Source organism: Microcystis sp. M_QC_C_20170808_M9Col (genome assembly GCF_007095495.1).
Lineage (GTDB): Bacteria > Cyanobacteriota > Cyanobacteriia > Cyanobacteriales > Microcystaceae > Microcystis > Microcystis aeruginosa.
In genome coordinates this window covers 1-15,415 of record NZ_SFBZ01000303.1, presented here as the reverse complement: position 1 = coordinate 15,415, position 15,415 = coordinate 1, and the positions used below count along the sequence as shown (strand labels likewise).

General features: G+C 43.3%; 19 protein-coding genes. 11 read left to right on the top strand and 8 right to left on the bottom strand.

Annotated features, from left to right (window positions below):
- The 6 genes from EWV68_RS19175 to EWV68_RS19150 form a co-directional block, all read left to right on the top strand.
- On the top strand, positions 1-613 hold a 613-nt coding region (locus EWV68_RS19175), incomplete at its 5' end, for a tetratricopeptide repeat protein (RefSeq protein ID WP_287170737.1).
- Positions 614-630: 17 nt separating this feature from the next.
- Positions 631-819 (top strand): type II toxin-antitoxin system HicA family toxin, encoded by a 189-nt coding sequence (locus EWV68_RS19170; RefSeq protein WP_287170736.1) that lies wholly within the window; start codon positions 631-633, stop codon positions 817-819.
- Positions 820-830: 11 nt separating this feature from the next.
- On the top strand, positions 831-1,127 hold the full coding sequence (locus EWV68_RS19165; RefSeq protein WP_002763050.1) for a type II toxin-antitoxin system HicB family antitoxin: 297 nt from the start codon (positions 831-833) through the stop codon (positions 1,125-1,127).
- 149 nt (positions 1,128-1,276) lie between these two features.
- On the top strand, positions 1,277-1,429 hold the full coding sequence (locus tag EWV68_RS19160; RefSeq protein WP_287170735.1) for a hypothetical protein: 153 nt from the start codon (positions 1,277-1,279) through the stop codon (positions 1,427-1,429).
- Between the two features lie 23 nt (positions 1,430-1,452).
- Positions 1,453-1,797 (top strand): type II toxin-antitoxin system RelE/ParE family toxin, encoded by a 345-nt coding sequence (locus EWV68_RS19155; protein ID WP_192575978.1) that lies wholly within the window; start codon positions 1,453-1,455, stop codon positions 1,795-1,797.
- Positions 1,794-2,105: a transcriptional regulator gene (locus EWV68_RS19150; protein ID WP_190721696.1), complete on the top strand. Its 312-nt coding sequence runs from the start codon at positions 1,794-1,796 to the stop codon at positions 2,103-2,105. Before EWV68_RS19155 ends, EWV68_RS19150 begins: the two co-directional genes overlap by 4 nt.
- A 158-nt stretch (positions 2,106-2,263) precedes the next feature.
- Here the strand turns inward: EWV68_RS19150 and EWV68_RS19145 are convergent, their stop codons facing one another.
- Together EWV68_RS19145 and EWV68_RS19140 are read right to left on the bottom strand one after the other, a co-directional pair.
- Positions 2,264-2,437 carry a hypothetical protein gene (locus EWV68_RS19145; protein WP_155120266.1) on the bottom strand — a complete coding sequence of 58 codons (174 nt, stop codon included), beginning with the start codon at positions 2,435-2,437 and terminating at the stop codon, positions 2,264-2,266.
- 20 nt (positions 2,438-2,457) lie between these two features.
- Positions 2,458-3,015: a Uma2 family endonuclease gene (locus EWV68_RS19140; protein ID WP_002763043.1), complete on the bottom strand. Its 558-nt coding sequence runs from the start codon at positions 3,013-3,015 to the stop codon at positions 2,458-2,460.
- Between the two features lie 178 nt (positions 3,016-3,193).
- On the opposite strand from EWV68_RS19140, the gene EWV68_RS19135 reads away from it, so the two are divergent.
- From EWV68_RS19135 to EWV68_RS19120, 4 genes are all read left to right on the top strand, one after another.
- Positions 3,194-3,688 carry a tetratricopeptide repeat protein gene (locus EWV68_RS19135; protein ID WP_287170734.1) on the top strand — a complete coding sequence of 165 codons (495 nt, stop codon included), beginning with the start codon at positions 3,194-3,196 and terminating at the stop codon, positions 3,686-3,688.
- A gap of 143 nt (positions 3,689-3,831) precedes the next feature.
- Positions 3,832-4,932 carry a S1C family serine protease gene (locus EWV68_RS19130; protein ID WP_012264042.1) on the top strand — a complete coding sequence of 367 codons (1,101 nt, stop codon included), beginning with the start codon at positions 3,832-3,834 and terminating at the stop codon, positions 4,930-4,932.
- 59 nt (positions 4,933-4,991) lie between these two features.
- A complete protein-coding gene (locus EWV68_RS19125) occupies positions 4,992-5,600 on the top strand; it encodes a COP23 domain-containing protein (protein ID WP_041803654.1) in 609 nt (202 codons plus the stop codon).
- Positions 5,601-5,639: 39 nt separating this feature from the next.
- Positions 5,640-9,008, top strand: a complete 3,369-nt coding sequence (locus EWV68_RS19120) for a serine protease (protein ID WP_287170733.1) — start codon at positions 5,640-5,642, stop codon at positions 9,006-9,008.
- 270 nt (positions 9,009-9,278) lie between these two features.
- Here EWV68_RS19120 and EWV68_RS19115 read toward each other — a convergent pair whose 3' ends face one another.
- The 6 genes from EWV68_RS19115 to EWV68_RS19090 all read right to left on the bottom strand — a co-directional run bounded on the left by EWV68_RS19115 (position 9,279) and on the right by EWV68_RS19090 (position 14,951).
- Positions 9,279-11,729, bottom strand: coding sequence for a tetratricopeptide repeat protein (locus tag EWV68_RS19115; RefSeq protein ID WP_287170732.1), 2,451 nt, complete (start codon positions 11,727-11,729; stop codon positions 9,279-9,281).
- A gap of 156 nt (positions 11,730-11,885) precedes the next feature.
- A complete protein-coding gene (locus EWV68_RS19110; RefSeq protein WP_260441208.1) occupies positions 11,886-12,008 on the bottom strand; it encodes a hypothetical protein in 123 nt (40 codons plus the stop codon).
- 59 nt (positions 12,009-12,067) lie between these two features.
- Entirely contained in the window at positions 12,068-12,409 is a 342-nt protein-coding gene (locus tag EWV68_RS19105) for a DUF565 domain-containing protein (protein WP_002763032.1), read from the bottom strand.
- 2 nt (positions 12,410-12,411) lie between these two features.
- Positions 12,412-13,023, bottom strand: coding sequence for a DUF3611 family protein (locus EWV68_RS19100; protein ID WP_002800798.1), 612 nt, complete (start codon positions 13,021-13,023; stop codon positions 12,412-12,414).
- 73 nt (positions 13,024-13,096) lie between these two features.
- Positions 13,097-13,786 (bottom strand): J domain-containing protein, encoded by a 690-nt coding sequence (locus EWV68_RS19095; protein ID WP_002763029.1) that lies wholly within the window; start codon positions 13,784-13,786, stop codon positions 13,097-13,099.
- A 400-nt stretch (positions 13,787-14,186) separates the two neighbouring features.
- Positions 14,187-14,951, bottom strand: coding sequence for a PD-(D/E)XK nuclease family protein (locus EWV68_RS19090; RefSeq protein WP_012264035.1), 765 nt, complete (start codon positions 14,949-14,951; stop codon positions 14,187-14,189).
- Between the two features lie 147 nt (positions 14,952-15,098).
- Between EWV68_RS19090 and EWV68_RS19085 the strand changes: the two genes are divergently transcribed.
- Positions 15,099-15,389, top strand: coding sequence for a DUF4347 domain-containing protein (locus EWV68_RS19085; RefSeq protein ID WP_353806755.1), 291 nt, complete (start codon positions 15,099-15,101; stop codon positions 15,387-15,389).
- The last annotated feature ends 26 nt before the right edge of the window (positions 15,390-15,415 follow it).

Here is a 15,415-nt window from a genome sequence, read left to right as displayed (position 1 = left end):
AGCTTTAGCTGACTTCAACAAAGCTATTGAAATTAATCCTAATTTTGCTGAGGCTTACTACAATCGGGGGAATCTTTACTATAACTTGCAGAAATACGAATTAGCCCTCTCTGACTACAGCAAAGCCATTAAAATTAATCCTAATTTTGCTCTGGCTTACTACAATCGGGGGCTTCTTTACTCTGACTTGCAGAAATACGAATTAGCCCTCTCTGACTACAGCAAAGCCATTGAAATTAATCCTAATTATGCTATGGCTTACTACAATCGGGGGCTTCTTTACTATTACCAGCAGAAATACGAATTAGCCCTCTCTGACTACAGCAAAGCCATTGAAATTAATCCTAATTTGGCTCAAGCTTACGTCAATCGGGGGCTTCTTTACTATAACTTGCAGAAATACGAATTAGCCCTCTCTGACTACACCAAAGCCATTGAAATTAATCCTAATTATGCTGAGGCTTACGGCAATCGTGGTCTTTTATATGCCATATTAGGACAATCCGAAAAAGCAAAAATTGATCTACAACAAGCAGCTATATTATTCCGCCAACAGGATAATATGGCAACTTATGAAAAGGTGATGCAGATTTTACAACAATTAGGGGGGTGAAATAGAAATCATCAATTATGGAAAGTCGAGAAGTTATCAAAAAACTGAAGGATGAGGGATGGTATCAAGTAGGTACAACAGGAAGTCATCATCATTTTAAACATCCCCATAAAAAAGGGAAAGTGACTGTTCCTCACCCTAAAAAGGATATTCCCCTTAAAACCCTAATCAGTATCGAAAAACAAGCCGGTATTAAATTACGATAAAGGAGAAATAAATGATTACTTATTTAGCCACCGTTCATAAAGATAACCATAGTGATTATGGGGTACAATTTTATGACTTTCCGGGTTGTATTAGTGCAGGAGAAACCATCGAAGAAGCGAAAAAAATGGCAACTGAAGCCTTAAAAGGTCATATTTCCTTCATGTTGGCAGATGGGGACGAAATTCCCACCCCTAGCACGCTCGAAACCATTTTAACCGACGCGGATCATCAAGATGCGATCGCTTTTCTGCTCATTGAGGTATCAGAAGCTATTTTAAACCATCAGGAATTGTGTGTAAAAAACTAGGTGCAGTCCCTAGCTTGGTTTGAGCGAATAAATATGTTAAAGAAAACCTCTCAATTCTCAGGGAAAGCGAAACCCAACACCCAACACCTAAATCCGTCTGAATCTTTTTGTTGGGTTTCCTTACGTCAACCCAATCGACGATAATTGCTATGATTACTATAGTCCGTAGTCGTGGTGTTTTATATGCCATATTACGACAAACCGAAAAAGCAAAAATTGACCTAGAACAAGGGAATGAAGCAGGTTATCAAAAAGCTCAAAAACTAATCAGCATCATTCGCCAAGAAATGAGTAAAAATTAGGAGAAAAAAAGATGGAATAGAATATTATCTTTGATGAAGCCTTTCGAGATTGGCTATACGAACAAGAAGAAACTGTACAAGATTCAATCTTGGCTTATATTGGGCTACTTAAACAAAAAGGACCCTTGTTAGGACGACCTTATGTTGACACTCTTCAAGGCAGTCGTTACCCTAACCTTAAAGAATTGCGAGTACAGCATCAAGGACAACCTTGGCGAGTGCTTTTTGCTTTCGATCCTATCCGTCAAGCTATCATGCTAGTAGGAGGAAATAAAACTGGCGATAAAAGATGGTATGAAAAAAACATTCCCATCGCTGAAAAAAGATTTGAAGCCTATTTAAAAACCTTAACGGAGCAAAATCTATGATTACCTTTGATGAAGAAATGGATAAACTGCCCTCTAAAAGAAGGGCAAAAATTGAAGCTAAAACCCAAGAGCTTTTACAAGAAATGCAAATCATTGATGAACTTCTTCAACGCCTAGGACTTTCTTCTGAAGAAATCACGGAAAGCGAAAGTGAACAGCCCTGTTTCTCAGCAAAATCGGATGATTTAAAACAACATCTTACCCTAGAAAATTTAACCCGTATGATGAGGGAATTAGGGGGAGAATGGGAACTTACCCTTAAATTTCCTGAGCAACAAGTGATTAAATTAAGTAGTGAGCGCCCGTAGTTCCTAGGTTGGGTTGAGCGAATAAATATGTTGAAGAAAACCTCTCAATTCTCAGGGAAAGCGAAACCCAACACCCAAAACCTAAATCTGTCTGAATCTTTTTGTTGGGTTTCCTTGGGTGTATTGTTGGGTTTCCTTTTTGTTGGGTTTCCTTGGGTCTATTGTTGGGTTTCCTTACGTCTATCGGCTAGACAAGGAAAAAGCGATCGAGGATTTCCGACAAGCCGCCGAACTGTTCCGCCAGCAAGGGAACGCGCCAGCACGCGAAAAAGCCCTGCAATTCCTACGGCAATTAGGCGCGGTCTAGATACTCGATCGATTTTGAATCTCACCCCGAAAAAAGCGATCGATCTTACAGCAAGATTTCTAGCGCTAGGGTGAACCCCGGAACCACATCTTCCCCGCTTAAAATCGCGTTCTCGGGATAACAGGTAATCGTCCCGTCCTGACGGTAGACGAAAGCCTGTTTATTGTGGCGATCAATCAACCATCCTAACTTCACCCCGTTCTCCCGATACTCCTCCATTTTCCGCTTTAACTTGGATAAACTATCGGTTTTAGAACGGATCTCGATCACGAAATCCGGCGCGAGATCGAGAAATTCATCCTCCCTTTCCTGCCAACCGGACGGTAAACGTTCTCTCGCCACGAAAGCCACATCGGGAGAGCGTACCGCGCTATTGGCCAGTTTAAAACCGCCGCTAGAACTAAATACCTCTCCTAACCCGTTCTGTTCGACCCAGTAGAGCAGGCGAGCGCCGGCTTTCAGTTCTCGATTCGCTGAAATACTTCCGATCGGGGGCATAGTGACTAACGTTCCATCTGCATTGCGTTCAAAGCCTAATTCCGGGTTCTGACAACTGAGGCGAATTAATTCCGCATCAGTAATCGTCGGGGATTTGCTTACCATATTGCATCAAAAAAAACAAGTATTTTTCACTAAATGATAACAAAGCGATGCCGATTGCCGCGCTTTTTCCTTTTGTACCCGAAAGGAAAAAAAATTGATCGCCCTATCCTGCATATTCCCAAAAAAGCAACCGATGAATTAGGTAGAAGCTCAAATCACCCTCACCGAGGCACTACCCATGAAATCCTTTGCCCTTCTCACCACCGTCAGCCTAATCGGCCTCTCCACCCTCGCCACTGTTCGCCCCGTTATGGCCCTAGAAAGCCGACAACCAGCCGAAACCCGGATCGCTCAAGCGAACTACAAAGAAGCGATCGCCCACTTTAACCGGGGAATTAACTACATCCAACAGGAAAAATATGATCTCGCCCTCGCTCAATTCACCAGAGCGATCGAACTCGATCCAGACTATACCGAAGCTTACCTCGGTCGGGGCATGATTTACACGATTCGCGAACAATGGCGGCCGGCGTTTCAAGACCTGAACACCGCGATCCGACTAAACCCCCGCGCTGCCTACGCTTACCATTTCCGCGGATACGTCCATCTCGCATTTAACCAGAGACAAAATGCGATCGCCGATCTAACAACGGCCGCCGAATTATTTCGCCAGCAGGGAAACACAGAAATGTACAACAGCGCCATAGAAGCACTACGGCAGATAGGTGCGTAAGTTGCAAGGGATAGCGATCGCTCTCCCCCTCTAAACTTTTGTAAAAAAAGCAATCTGAGGACTTAAAACTTGATCGCATAATTGGAAAAAAACCAACGATAACATACTTGCAAGTATCCCCCGACTAAAGAGGAGCCAACCCGATGAAACCAATTACTTTCACCCTATCGGTGCTACTGGCCACCACTGGCCTACTCGTTCAACCAGGAGGCTTCCTGATGGAAAACATTCCACCCATCCTCGCGCAGGAGCAGACCGCTTCTAGAGTCTATCAGAAAGCCAGCCCCGCCGTCGTCACCGTCAAAAATGGCAGCGGCCACGGTAGCGGCTTTCTGGTCAGTCCCGACGGTATCATCATTACCAACGCCCACGTTGTTGCGGACGGCCCCCGGGTGGTGACGGTGAAATTTTCCAACGGACAGCAGGCCTCGGCAGACGTGATCGGCTTCGCTAAAAATGGCGTGGATCTGGCCGTCCTGCGGATTTATAACCGCCAAAACCTGCCCTATCTTCCCCTCGCCCGTCCGAACTCCGCCAAAGTCGGCGAAAGCGTTTTCGCCATCGGCACACCCTTAAACGAGGACTATCAAAACACCCTCACCCAGGGCATTATCAGCCGTCTCGACCCCGAAAAAGGCATTGTGCAACACAACGCTAATATCAACAAAGGCAATTCCGGCGGGCCGCTTTTGAATTCACGGGGGGAAGTGGTGGGGGTTAACGTCGCGGGCGATATCGGGAGTTACGTTTACGACGGTGCGGGAAACCCGATCGGCCTTACCCAGAGCGGCATTAATTTCGCCGTTTCCCTCGATCGCCTGCAAGCTTTCCTCACCGCAGTTAAAACAGGTGATGTCTCCACCGTCTCAACATTAGGACAGGACGATCGGATACAGTTACTCGCCCTCCCTCTTAACGGTCAGACCGTTCAAGGCAACTTGACCAAAGACCAAAACGAGCAATATTACGGGTTCGAGGGTCGTGCCGGACAGAAAATCGTTCTGGATATGAACAGCAACGAGATCGCTCCCTATCTTGTCCTCTATCGCGTTCTCCAATCTTCCGAGGGGACAAAATACCCACAGGTCGCCCGTAGTAACCAGCGTGTCGATCGCGCTCCCGGGGATTTTAACGCTCGACTCGTAACCGAATTACCCGCCGATGGAGTTTATATCCTAGTGGCTACCTCTCGCGAAGGGGGTGAATCGGGTCGCTACACCCTCAACGCCGCCGCTAACCCTTAAATAATCCCATTTTGACCCTAATCACGATTCTAATCCCTATTTTCTGAGGAACTATCCCTATGAACTCTAGACATATTTCCCACCGTCTCGCTTGCGTCGGCCTCCTCGCCACTGTCCTCCTCGGTGGTATCGCCCCCGGTTTCAGCCAATCGACCACCCCGAATGGCGTCACCTTCTTCTGTAAAGAGGTGTTCGATCGCGCATCGGGAGGAAAAATACCCGCTACCCTGGCTTGGATTCCCCAAAGGAGCGGCAATGTGCGGATTATCGGCTGGAAATCGGAATATTTCTCCAAACGTTCCCCGGTTCGTTGCGAGGAAGTCACGAAAAAATTCCAGGAAGCCTATAATCAAGGGCGTTTTAACTATCTCACCACCGGCCGGGCGAAGGGATACCCGATCATCTGCAGCGTTTCACGATCCGGCGATCCCTGCGATGGTAATAGCCAACTTTTTACCCTTAAACCCCACGACAATCCAGATTTAGTCTTGCAACAACTCATGGACATCCTAGAGGGGAAAAGCTCGGATATGCTCCTCCAGAATTCCGGAGATAAAACCTATATCTCGATGACGGAGTTTTTCGCCAAAGCACCACTCGCCGATCGCGACGCACCCTGTGGTACGAGATCTGCTGGCCCGCAAAATAATTGCGTTCCCACCCGCTAGAATTTTCGCTGTTTTACCCCGAATTTCCCCATAATAACCATGTTGAAACCCTTTCCCCTACTCCTAAGCCTCCTACTTCTGCCCGTCGTACCGGTTAAAGCGATATCCCCTTTCTCTGCTCCGGCGATCGTGGCGGAAGACAGCCCAAACGCGCAGATCGAGCGATCGATCCGTCAAGTCACCGTTAAGATTACTAGCGAGATAAATCGGGGATCGGGAATCATTATCGGGAAAAAAGGCAGTATATATCTCGTTTTGACCAACGCTCACGTTACCCGCGGCGCGACCACCCTACAGATCCAAACCCACGACGGCCAAACCCGCACAGCCTCGATCGCGCCGAATTCCCTTTTAAAAGATAAGGATCTGGCCCTCGTGGAGTTTAGCGATACCAGGGATTATCCGATCGCTAAAATTCGCGCCATTTCCCCGGATGCGGAACTAGATATCACTGTAACCGGTTATTCCGCAGAAACGGGGCAGTACACCACCGATAACGGGAAAATTGAACAAACAAGCGATCGACCCCTCCGGGAGGGCTACAGCGTCGGTTATAGTGGCGATATCGTGCAGGGAATGAGTGGCGGTGGTATCTTTTTCGAGGATGAGTTAATCGGCATTAACGGGCGATCGGCCCATCCGATTCTCTCTAACTACATCTACGAAGACGGTACAAAACCCACAGACGCAGAAATCCAACAGATGAGAGCGGTTAACTGGGGCATTTCCCTTCATACCCTATTAACCTACATCCGGCCTGAAATCCTCAGCGCCTATAACCTGCCCCTACCGCAGGTGAACCCCGATATAGAAACCACCGCCTATACTGGCTATATCGCCGAATTAGAAACGAAAGCGAAGGGTTTCACCGTGCGGATTGATAGTAGCAGTAAAGCCAATGGAAGTGGCGTAATTATTGCTAAAAAAGGCAATATTTACACAGTTTTAACCGCAGACCATGTATTATGTGAGAACAAGGAAGAAAGTCAAGATGCTGCAAGTAAACCTTGTCCCGATCACACCTACACCGTCGTCACCAGCGACGGCAAAACTCGAAACATCGAGAAAAGCACCATCATTCGGCAGGAAGGGGTAGATTTAGCAGTTTTTCAGTTTGAAAGCCTGGACAATTATCCCGTTGCGGAAATAGCGAATTATAACCCAAATACCGATGATTTTGTTTTTGCCGCAGGCTTCGCCAAAATTGGACAAAATCCCTCGAAATGGTTGTTTAGTGGAGGTAGAATCAAAGATCAAGAAATGGGATTACTACTAACCCGCCAAAGTGACTTAAGCAATGAACAAGGGGCAGTATTAAAAAGTGTCAGTTCTTTAACTGGAGGGTATGAATTAGTTTATACTAGCATCACATTTGGGGGAATGAGTGGTGGTGCAGTCTTAGACTCTCAGGGGAAAGTAATAGGGATTCATGGACGTTCGGAAGGAGCAGGGGGAGGGAAAATTCAGTTAGGGTTTAGTTTGGGGATTCCCATTAGCACTTTTATCGGATTGCAAGAAAGATTGAAGGTAAAACCGCAATTATTAACCACTGCTCAACCCCAAGTTAGTCCGCAACAAAAACAAGAAATTATTCAAGCGATTACTGGTGTTATTGTCCCTAATACCAATGCGAAGGCGGATATTTGGATAGAAAGGGGAGGACAATTATGGCGGTTACGGAGGTCTGAGGAAGCAATTAAGGCGTTTGATGAGGCGATTAAGCAAAATGACCCCGATAATGTCTATTTAGCCTGGTATGGGAAGGGATTAGCGTTATTTGCTTTAGATAAATATCAACCAGCTATAGAAGCTTTGCAACAAGCGATTAATACCTTACCTAAAGGGGAAGATTTAAAGGAGTTTCACAGTAGTATTTTACAACTGCAAAGTAATGTTTATGCTGTTTTAGGTGGCTTCTCAACAAGTGCTGGTAGAGAAAGAGAAGCCAGAGAAAATTATGAGCAAGCATTAACCGTGATTAATCAGGCGATTTCTCTGTTTCCCAATAGTCCTAGATCTTATATAACAAAATGGTCAGTATTAGATAGTTTAGAACGCTATGATGAGGGATTAGCTGCGATTAATCAGGCAATTGATCTCGCTCCTCGTGCTTTGTGGTATGTGATTCGAGCGAAGTACTATTTCTTCCAACAAAAATACAAATTAGCATTAGATGACTACAACAAAGCTATTGAACTTAATCCTAATTTTGCTATGGCTTACTCTGTTCGAGCGTTGCACTATTCCTCCCAACAAAAATACGATTTAGCTTTAGATGACCACAACAAAGCTATTGAACTTAATCCTAATTATGGTTTATATTATAGAGGGCGGGGGGTTCTTTACCGTCTCCAAGAAAAATACGAATTAGCTTTAGCTGACTTCAACAAAGCTATTGACATTAATCCTAATGATGCTAAGGCTTACGAGAATCGTGGGGGTCTTTACTCTTACCAACAAAAATACGATTTAGCCCTCTCTGACTTCAACAAAGCTATTGACCTTAATCGTAATTTTGCTAAGGCTTACGAGAATCGTGGGAATCTTTACCGTCGCCAACAAAAATACGAATTAGCTTTAGCTGATTACAACAAAGCTATTGACATTAATCCTAATGATGCTGGTGCTTACGCCAGTCGGGGGAATCTTTACTCTGACTTGCAGAAATACGAATTAGCTTTAGCTGATTACAACAAAGCTATTGAACTTAATTCTGGTTATGTTTTTTCGGCTTACTTCTATCGTGGGATTCTTTACTATCGCCAACAAAAATATGATTTAGCTTTGGCTGACCTCAACAAAGCTATTGAACTTAATTCAAATTTTAGTCACTTTTACTTCGTTCGGGGGGATCTTTACCGTCTCCAAAAAAAATACGATTTAGCTTTGGCTGACTACAGCAAAGCCATTGACATTAATCCTAATTATGCTAATGCTTACTACAATCGGGGGAATCTTTACTCTGACTTGCAGAAATACGAATTAGCTTTAGCTGACTACAGCAAAGCCATTGAACTTGATTCTAATTATGCTGTGGCTTACTACAATCGGGGGGAGCTTTACCGTCTCCAAAAAAAATACGATTTAGCTTTAGCTGACTACAGCAAAGCTATTGAAATTAATCCTAATTATGCTTATGCTTACATCAATCGGGGGGTTCTTTACTATAACCAGCAGAAATACGATTTAGCCCTCTCTGACTACAGCAAAGCTATTGAAATTAATCCTAATTATGCTATGGCTTACTACAATCGGGGGTTTGTTTATGCTTTGACAAGAGACTTTCCAAAAGCCCTTGCTGATGCCGAAAAAGCCTCAGAATTATATCGTCAACAAGGGAATGAAGCAGGTTATCAAAAAGCTCAAAAACTAATCAGCATGATTCGCCAAGAAATGAGTAAAAATTAGAGTCCGTAGGTTGGTTTGAGCGAATAAATAGGTTAAAGAAAACCTCTCAATTCTCAGGAAAAGCGAAACCCAACACCCAACACCTAAATCTGTCTGAATCTTTTTGTTGGGTTTCCTTGGGTGTATTGTTGGGTTTCCTTACGTCAACCCAACCTTGTATGATGATTAGCGGCTAATTGATCGGCAATAAGAGACTCCCCCGCTCTTTGAAGGCTTGAAATAGCCAAGTCTTGAAGTCTTTGTCAAAAATGAGCTTATTTTTTCGAGAAATTACTGCATTTTTAACATCCATTCTACCGCGCGTTCATAAAGTTCTAAATTACCAGTTTTTATCAAAGCATTAGCGGCTTTTTGCAAATAGTTAAGGCTCGCTACTCGACTACTAGGATTTTTATCGTCGTAGGTGGCAAGCGCCAAATTATAATAAGCTTCGCCATAATTTGGCTGATAAGTAATTGCTAATTGATAATCAGCGATCGCTGCCTTCTTATCGCCCATTTTTTCCTTAACTAAACCTCGATTATAGTAAGCTTCAGCATAGTTAGACTGGAGAGAAATAGCCATATTTAAATCCTCCAAAGCACTGGCATTATCTCCCAAATCAAAGCGAATAACTCCCCGGTTATTATAGGCGATCGGATTATTGGAATTCAAGCTAACTGCCTTATCTAAATCCTCTAAAGCACCCTCCTTGTCCCCAGTTTGTCGTCGAATAATACCACGATTATTATAGGCGATCGGATTCTCCGATATTCTCGGTGTTACTTGTACATTATCGGGAATAGTAGCGGTATCAGTGCGTGCATTTCCCCGATTACTATACGCTGTCACATCGATAGGATTAATGCTCAAAGATTGCAGGTAATCTGCAATCGCTCCTTGGTCATCTCCCACGTCAGCGCTACTATTACCACGACTATAGAAAATTCTCGCATCACGGACTTTTTGTAGGAATACATTATAATCCTCGATCGCTCCCTGTTTATCCCCTTTTTCAAAACGCGCATTAGCCCGTTTATGATACCCTTCTGGATCGTTAGGATGGGCAACTATATAAGTAGTATAATCTCTTTCGGCCGCAGCAAAATTTTTCAGAGCAAAATAAGCATCTCCCCGGGCTTGAGCATGACAAGAGACATTATAATTAGGACGAAAATCGGTTTCTCTGGAGTTATAAAAATAATTTCTGTCGGCAGATTCTCGGATATTTTCGCTACAGACAGATCGAGAAGTAAAACTAGGTGTATTAATCCCATCATCTTGGGCTAAGGCAATATTATAATTATCTACTGCCTCCTGATAACGCCCCAATTTATACAGCACTAACCCCCGATGATAGTTAGCGGCTGCATCATGACGATTTCGTGCCACTGCCGCAGTAAAATCCTCTAAAGCTCCTGCGTATTCTTGATATTTATTGGCTCGCATTAACCCACGATATACATAGGCTTTTGCGTCTTGGGGTTGCAGATAAATTGCTTGGTTATAATCTTGAATTGCCCCTTGATTATTGTTGAGTCTTAGGTGAGCATAACCCCGTTTAAGAAATGCTCTAGAATGGGGAATTTTATCGTAGTTGGGATTAATACGAATGACAAGTGCTAGATCTTTGATGGCTCCATTATAATACTCGATCGCTGTTTGATATCCTTGGGGGGAATTAGAAGATAAATTGGCTAATTCTACTTCCTCGTCAGCGATTTCAAGTTGTACTCTGGCACGGTTTTGATAACTGCTAGGAGCATTCTTGGCTAAAAATAGTTTGGGTGAGCATTTTAAAACGATTTTATAATCCTTAAAAGCCTCTCGTTTTCCCCCTATCTTTTCTAAAGCTATAGCCCGATTATAATAGCCTTCAATTAGATCGGGTTTGTATAAAATAGCCAGATCATAATCTTTGATAGCCTCTGCATAATTTCCCCACTGAGAGTATAGCTGTCCTCGATGATAATAGCCGCGATAATCTTCAGTTTCATAACCAATGAAACGCTGGTAATAATCTAAAGCCAAGGATTGATGATTGAGCAAAGACGCAATAATTGCTAGGTTAAAGTAAACTTCGCTTTTATTGGGATTATACTTAAAGGCTTGCTGAAAATCTGAGCGAGCAGCTTCTAATAATTTTAGCTGATGCTGATCCTTGATTCGGCTTTCTCGCTCAATCAAGGGTGTTTCTTCCTCAATAACAGGGATTTCCTCAACTATAGGGGTTTTTTCCTCAATAACAGGGATTTCCTCGGCGGCTATAGGGGTTTTTTCTCCCTCAATCACCATGGCTAACTTTAACACACCTCTTTGATAATAGGCTTGAGCTAGTAACTGTCGATCTTTGAAGGCGGGAGCATTATAATTACTATACCAAATGTATTGACTGAAATCATCGATCGCACCGTTTTGATCGTTGATTTTTTCTCGGGCCATTCCCCGTTGAAGATAAAGTTTAATCGTACCCAGATCGCTAGGATAGACTCGCAGAGTGGCTGAATAATTAGCAATTTCTCTTTTAAGAGCATTAGTATCAACTTCTTCCCTAGAAATAACGGGACATTGTAGGTTTTCTACTGCTTTAACTGAGCTAACTTCTAAACCCAATAATTCCCAAAACAACAGGGGAGACAATAAAAGTATTTTTCTAAAAAGCTTGACATTTAAACTATTTTGTGCGGGGGGGGTAATGGCTTGCGCTGTCAGGGTTTTAGTGATTAAGGATTGTTGTGGCATGATGATTAAAAAAATTTGCCCTAAATATAATTTGGTAATTTAATTATAACTGAACTTCTCCCGTATGAATATATTAGCCATGGCTAAAAGTCTTACAGAGCCTATGCTAAAGCTGGGTAATTTTAATGTACTAATGAGAATGAACGTCTGAAATCCTTATTTTCCTGAGAAGCGCCATGGAGTAAGGGTATCGTTGGGCAGCTTAACTAATACATTAGTTCTGTCTAGGCTGGCTACGATCGCTCGCTGCCGGTCGGCACTTAAGGGCAAGGTTTCCACCTTCCCCTACTGGCTCCTGAATCCTCACCCCACCAAGAAACATTTTCAGCAAACCCTATTTAAGAGCCAATTTTAAAGGCTTCTAGAAACAAACTATAGGTGATACCAATTTTGAGTAAATTGAAAGATTCTCGCAGAATCGGTGCGGGTTTAGCCTGAGAACTTTTTCGGTAAACAATCCGGCTAATCGCCTCCGTAAACAGCACTAATAAACCAGCAGCTGTGACATCCCATTGAGCAGTTTGTCCAGCAGTGGTGACAATTGCTTGACCAGAAAAAATTCCAAATAAAACACAAATTATCTGTAGGGAAATCCGCCGCCAAGGATTACCAAAAAAGCTATTAAATCGACTGCTGGTGACATTAGCCAGCGTACTTAAACGGGTGCGTTGCATGGCCATATTTATTTAGAAGTAATACGATTAAGAAGCCACAAAGAAGTAACGATACCAGTAAAGTGAGCGAGAATTGTATTAGTATTAGCCTGCACAATTAACAGATCAACCGAATTAACAAATTGACTGGGGTTAGAGGCAACATTAAAAGTACCTTGGGGAACATTGAGGGATTTAATTAAGACGATTCCCGCTAACGCTTGCGCTCCCAAAATCGTTAAAAACATCCCGATAATATTAGCGATTAAACCCTGACGGATTAACTGAATAGTATCGGATTTTTTCGGGCGACTATCTTGATCACCCCTCAACATTTGACGGGCAATTTTCATGTAACGAGAGGAAAAGAAAATGGCGACCACCAAGAAACCAGCCCCACCAATGGCACATAAAACACCGATTTCAATGCCAGAAGTGCGTTGTCTCGTCCCTAATAAACTAGCGGTAGCAATGAGTAATAAAACCCCTGAAATTACGCCCAGGACAATCTGCGTCCAAAAACCGATTCTTCCCTGACGTAAAAGGATATTAGCAGCCCGTTGGACGGCCGGAGGCAAGGAATAAAGATCAGAATCTCTAGGGGTGGATATATTGGTAATTTCTGATTGTTTGTCTCTCATCGGGGTTAAGCTAGGGTTGGGTAAATCTGGTCTTGATCTATTTTCGTCTTTTTTTTTGCCCATGGCTAGAGATTTAATTTTGGCACTGACTGGCTATCTGTTTAGCTTCTACCTGTAAACGCTGGGCCATGCGAAACATTTCTTGACCGGTGTGGAGAGAGCGATCATCGTAGTTAAGGGTAAAGGTTTCTAATTCTTCTAGTCCATCAGTGAGATGATTGAGACAGTAGTAAAGAGAAGCGGCCACTTTGGCCATTTTGGCAGGGTTGGGCCGTTGGCAAAAGAGGGTTTTGGCTCGATCGAGATTTTGGCGACAGGTTTCTAGATAGTCTTGAAAAACAGCCATTAACTGATCATCGAAGGGATCGGCGGATAGGTGATCGATCTGACCTTTGAGAGGCCGGATAATTTGACCGATCAGACGATTAATCGGGCTATAGGTCTGGTTATACCACTGTTTCACCAGGGCCTCGTCTTCCTGGACTGCCTCTTTGTAACGATGGTAATTTGCTTGGGCAGTGGCAGTGCGTTGGCCGCGTTTTTCGGGAAAATTGGCGATTAGTTGGTTATCATAGTCCTTTCTTAGCCTCGGATCGCTTAAAATCTCGTAGGCGGCGTTAATAGCGACGATTTTATCGTGACTGGCACTATCGTTTTGACTATCGGGATGGAATTGTCTGGCTAAACGCCGATAGGCCCGTTTAATCTCGTCAGGGGTCGATTTATGGCTGATTTCTAAGGTTTGGTAGTGGTTGCCGGTCATGAGCGCAAGCGATCGATCTGTCTTTTATTATTATCGACTATGGTTAACGCGGCGGAGAAGGAGAATTGTCAGTAATCAGTGATCAGTGATCAGTGATCAGTTATCAGTAAACAGTAAACAGGGATAAAGATGAAGATAAATATAGCAGTTTTCATCAGAATGAGGTATGGGCAAGGATATTAAACCCTTTGTTGGCAAAACTTGTCGATACCTCAGTAACGTGAAAAGTGCTATAACTAACTAACTAACTAACTTAAAACTTAAGTAGGTAGGCGTTAAAAATTATCAGATACCCCCCTTATCAAGGGGGGATTAAAGGCAAAATCCATTTTTAATTTAATTATAACCAGCTACTTAGATCCGATCACTGATCACTGATAACTGATAACTGATAACTGATTTAGACAAAAGGATTGATTTCAGGGATATCCTCGATCGAGGGTAAGTCTATTGGGTCCGATCGCTCTTGTCTAAGATAATAGGGACAATGAAGCTGACAATCGGGACGATGGGGAAAATCAACTAAATCATTTTGGTATGCTGATAGATAGCGATCGAGATCCTTCAATAAACGGCGTAAATCTCGCCCTGTCTGTTGGTGTAGTTTCCGATTATAGTTAAAAGTAATTTGTTCGGGGCTGCGGGGTAACTGCACAAACCAATAGGTCATCGATAAACTATCAAGAGGATAAGCAGAAGTTTCTGCCAACACATACAGATAAAGTCTCGTCTGCCAATTTTTGGCTAGTTGGTCAGCATCGATAGGTTTTAAGTAGGTTTTCCAGTCAAAAATTACCGCTCGATCGCTCTCTAATAAAATTAAATCATAGATAACCGTTAATAAATAATTACCCACAGTTAAACTGCGACAATGTTCCGCTTCTCGATTGGTTTCTCCCGGATTTTGGGCAATTGCCGGGGCAGCCTTTAATAGGGCCGTTAAACAATGTTCTAACTGTTCATTTTCCCGTAATAAAGATGCGATCGGCAGTCCTAATTCCCGCTGCTGTAATAATAGGTGAAACTGACTGCCCCATTCTTGCCGCTGCAATTGTTCAGGGTCAGCCGGTGTGTTAAGTTCCTCTAGATAGACTTTTTGAAATCTGGGTGGACAGGTTTCCAATAGGTTTAAATGACCTTGGGCAAGACGGTAGATCTTAGGCATAATAGGGTTATCGTGAATATTATCGAGAAAACGGGTTTCTCGAAGAAACCCGTTTTCTGTATAAATGTTAATTGATGTTACAGGGGTCTTGAAAAATTGGCGATTGTTTGCACAAAATAGTCGCAGTCATCCCTTGAGGTTAATATCATCACTTCTTCTCTTTTGCCGAGCCTTCCTGCTGTTGACGATGTTTTGTTCAATTTTGCTCAATCTGATGGCTTGAGTCAAGCTAATCAGGTGGATAGTGTGAGAAATCAGGGTTTAACCGCTACCGTAGTTTTCCTCGATGCTGGTGTTAGCGATTATCAAAGTCTCCAAGCTGGAGTAATTCCAGAAGTCGCCACCGTTATTCTCACTCCCAATCAAGACGGAATCGAACAAATCTCCGCTTTTTTACCACAAAATCCCCAGATTAGCACCATTCACCCCTATTATTAAATCGGTGCATTACGCTATCGCGCTTC

Bases quoted from the DNA above. Each gene is read 5' to 3' on its own strand.
- EWV68_RS19170 (WP_287170736.1), top strand. From the start codon at position 631: ATGGAAAGTCGAGAAGTTATCAAAAAACTGAAGGATGAGGGATGGTAT.
- EWV68_RS19165 (WP_002763050.1), top strand. From the start codon at position 831: ATGATTACTTATTTAGCCACCGTTCATAAAGATAACCATAGTGATTAT.
- EWV68_RS19160 (WP_287170735.1), top strand. From the start codon at position 1,277: ATGATTACTATAGTCCGTAGTCGTGGTGTTTTATATGCCATATTACGA.
- EWV68_RS19150 (WP_190721696.1), top strand. From the start codon at position 1,794: ATGATTACCTTTGATGAAGAAATGGATAAACTGCCCTCTAAAAGAAGG.
- EWV68_RS19140 (WP_002763043.1), bottom strand. From the start codon at position 3,015: ATGGTAAGCAAATCCCCGACGATTACTGATGCGGAATTAATTCGCCTC.
- EWV68_RS19135 (WP_287170734.1), top strand. From the start codon at position 3,194: ATGAAATCCTTTGCCCTTCTCACCACCGTCAGCCTAATCGGCCTCTCC.
- EWV68_RS19130 (WP_012264042.1), top strand. From the start codon at position 3,832: ATGAAACCAATTACTTTCACCCTATCGGTGCTACTGGCCACCACTGGC.
- EWV68_RS19125 (WP_041803654.1), top strand. From the start codon at position 4,992: ATGAACTCTAGACATATTTCCCACCGTCTCGCTTGCGTCGGCCTCCTC.
- EWV68_RS19120 (WP_287170733.1), top strand. From the start codon at position 5,640: ATGTTGAAACCCTTTCCCCTACTCCTAAGCCTCCTACTTCTGCCCGTC.
- EWV68_RS19115 (WP_287170732.1), bottom strand. From the start codon at position 11,729: ATGCCACAACAATCCTTAATCACTAAAACCCTGACAGCGCAAGCCATT.
- EWV68_RS19105 (WP_002763032.1), bottom strand. From the start codon at position 12,409: ATGGCCATGCAACGCACCCGTTTAAGTACGCTGGCTAATGTCACCAGC.
- EWV68_RS19100 (WP_002800798.1), bottom strand. From the start codon at position 13,023: ATGAGAGACAAACAATCAGAAATTACCAATATATCCACCCCTAGAGAT.
- EWV68_RS19095 (WP_002763029.1), bottom strand. From the start codon at position 13,786: ATGACCGGCAACCACTACCAAACCTTAGAAATCAGCCATAAATCGACC.
- EWV68_RS19090 (WP_012264035.1), bottom strand. From the start codon at position 14,951: ATGCCTAAGATCTACCGTCTTGCCCAAGGTCATTTAAACCTATTGGAA.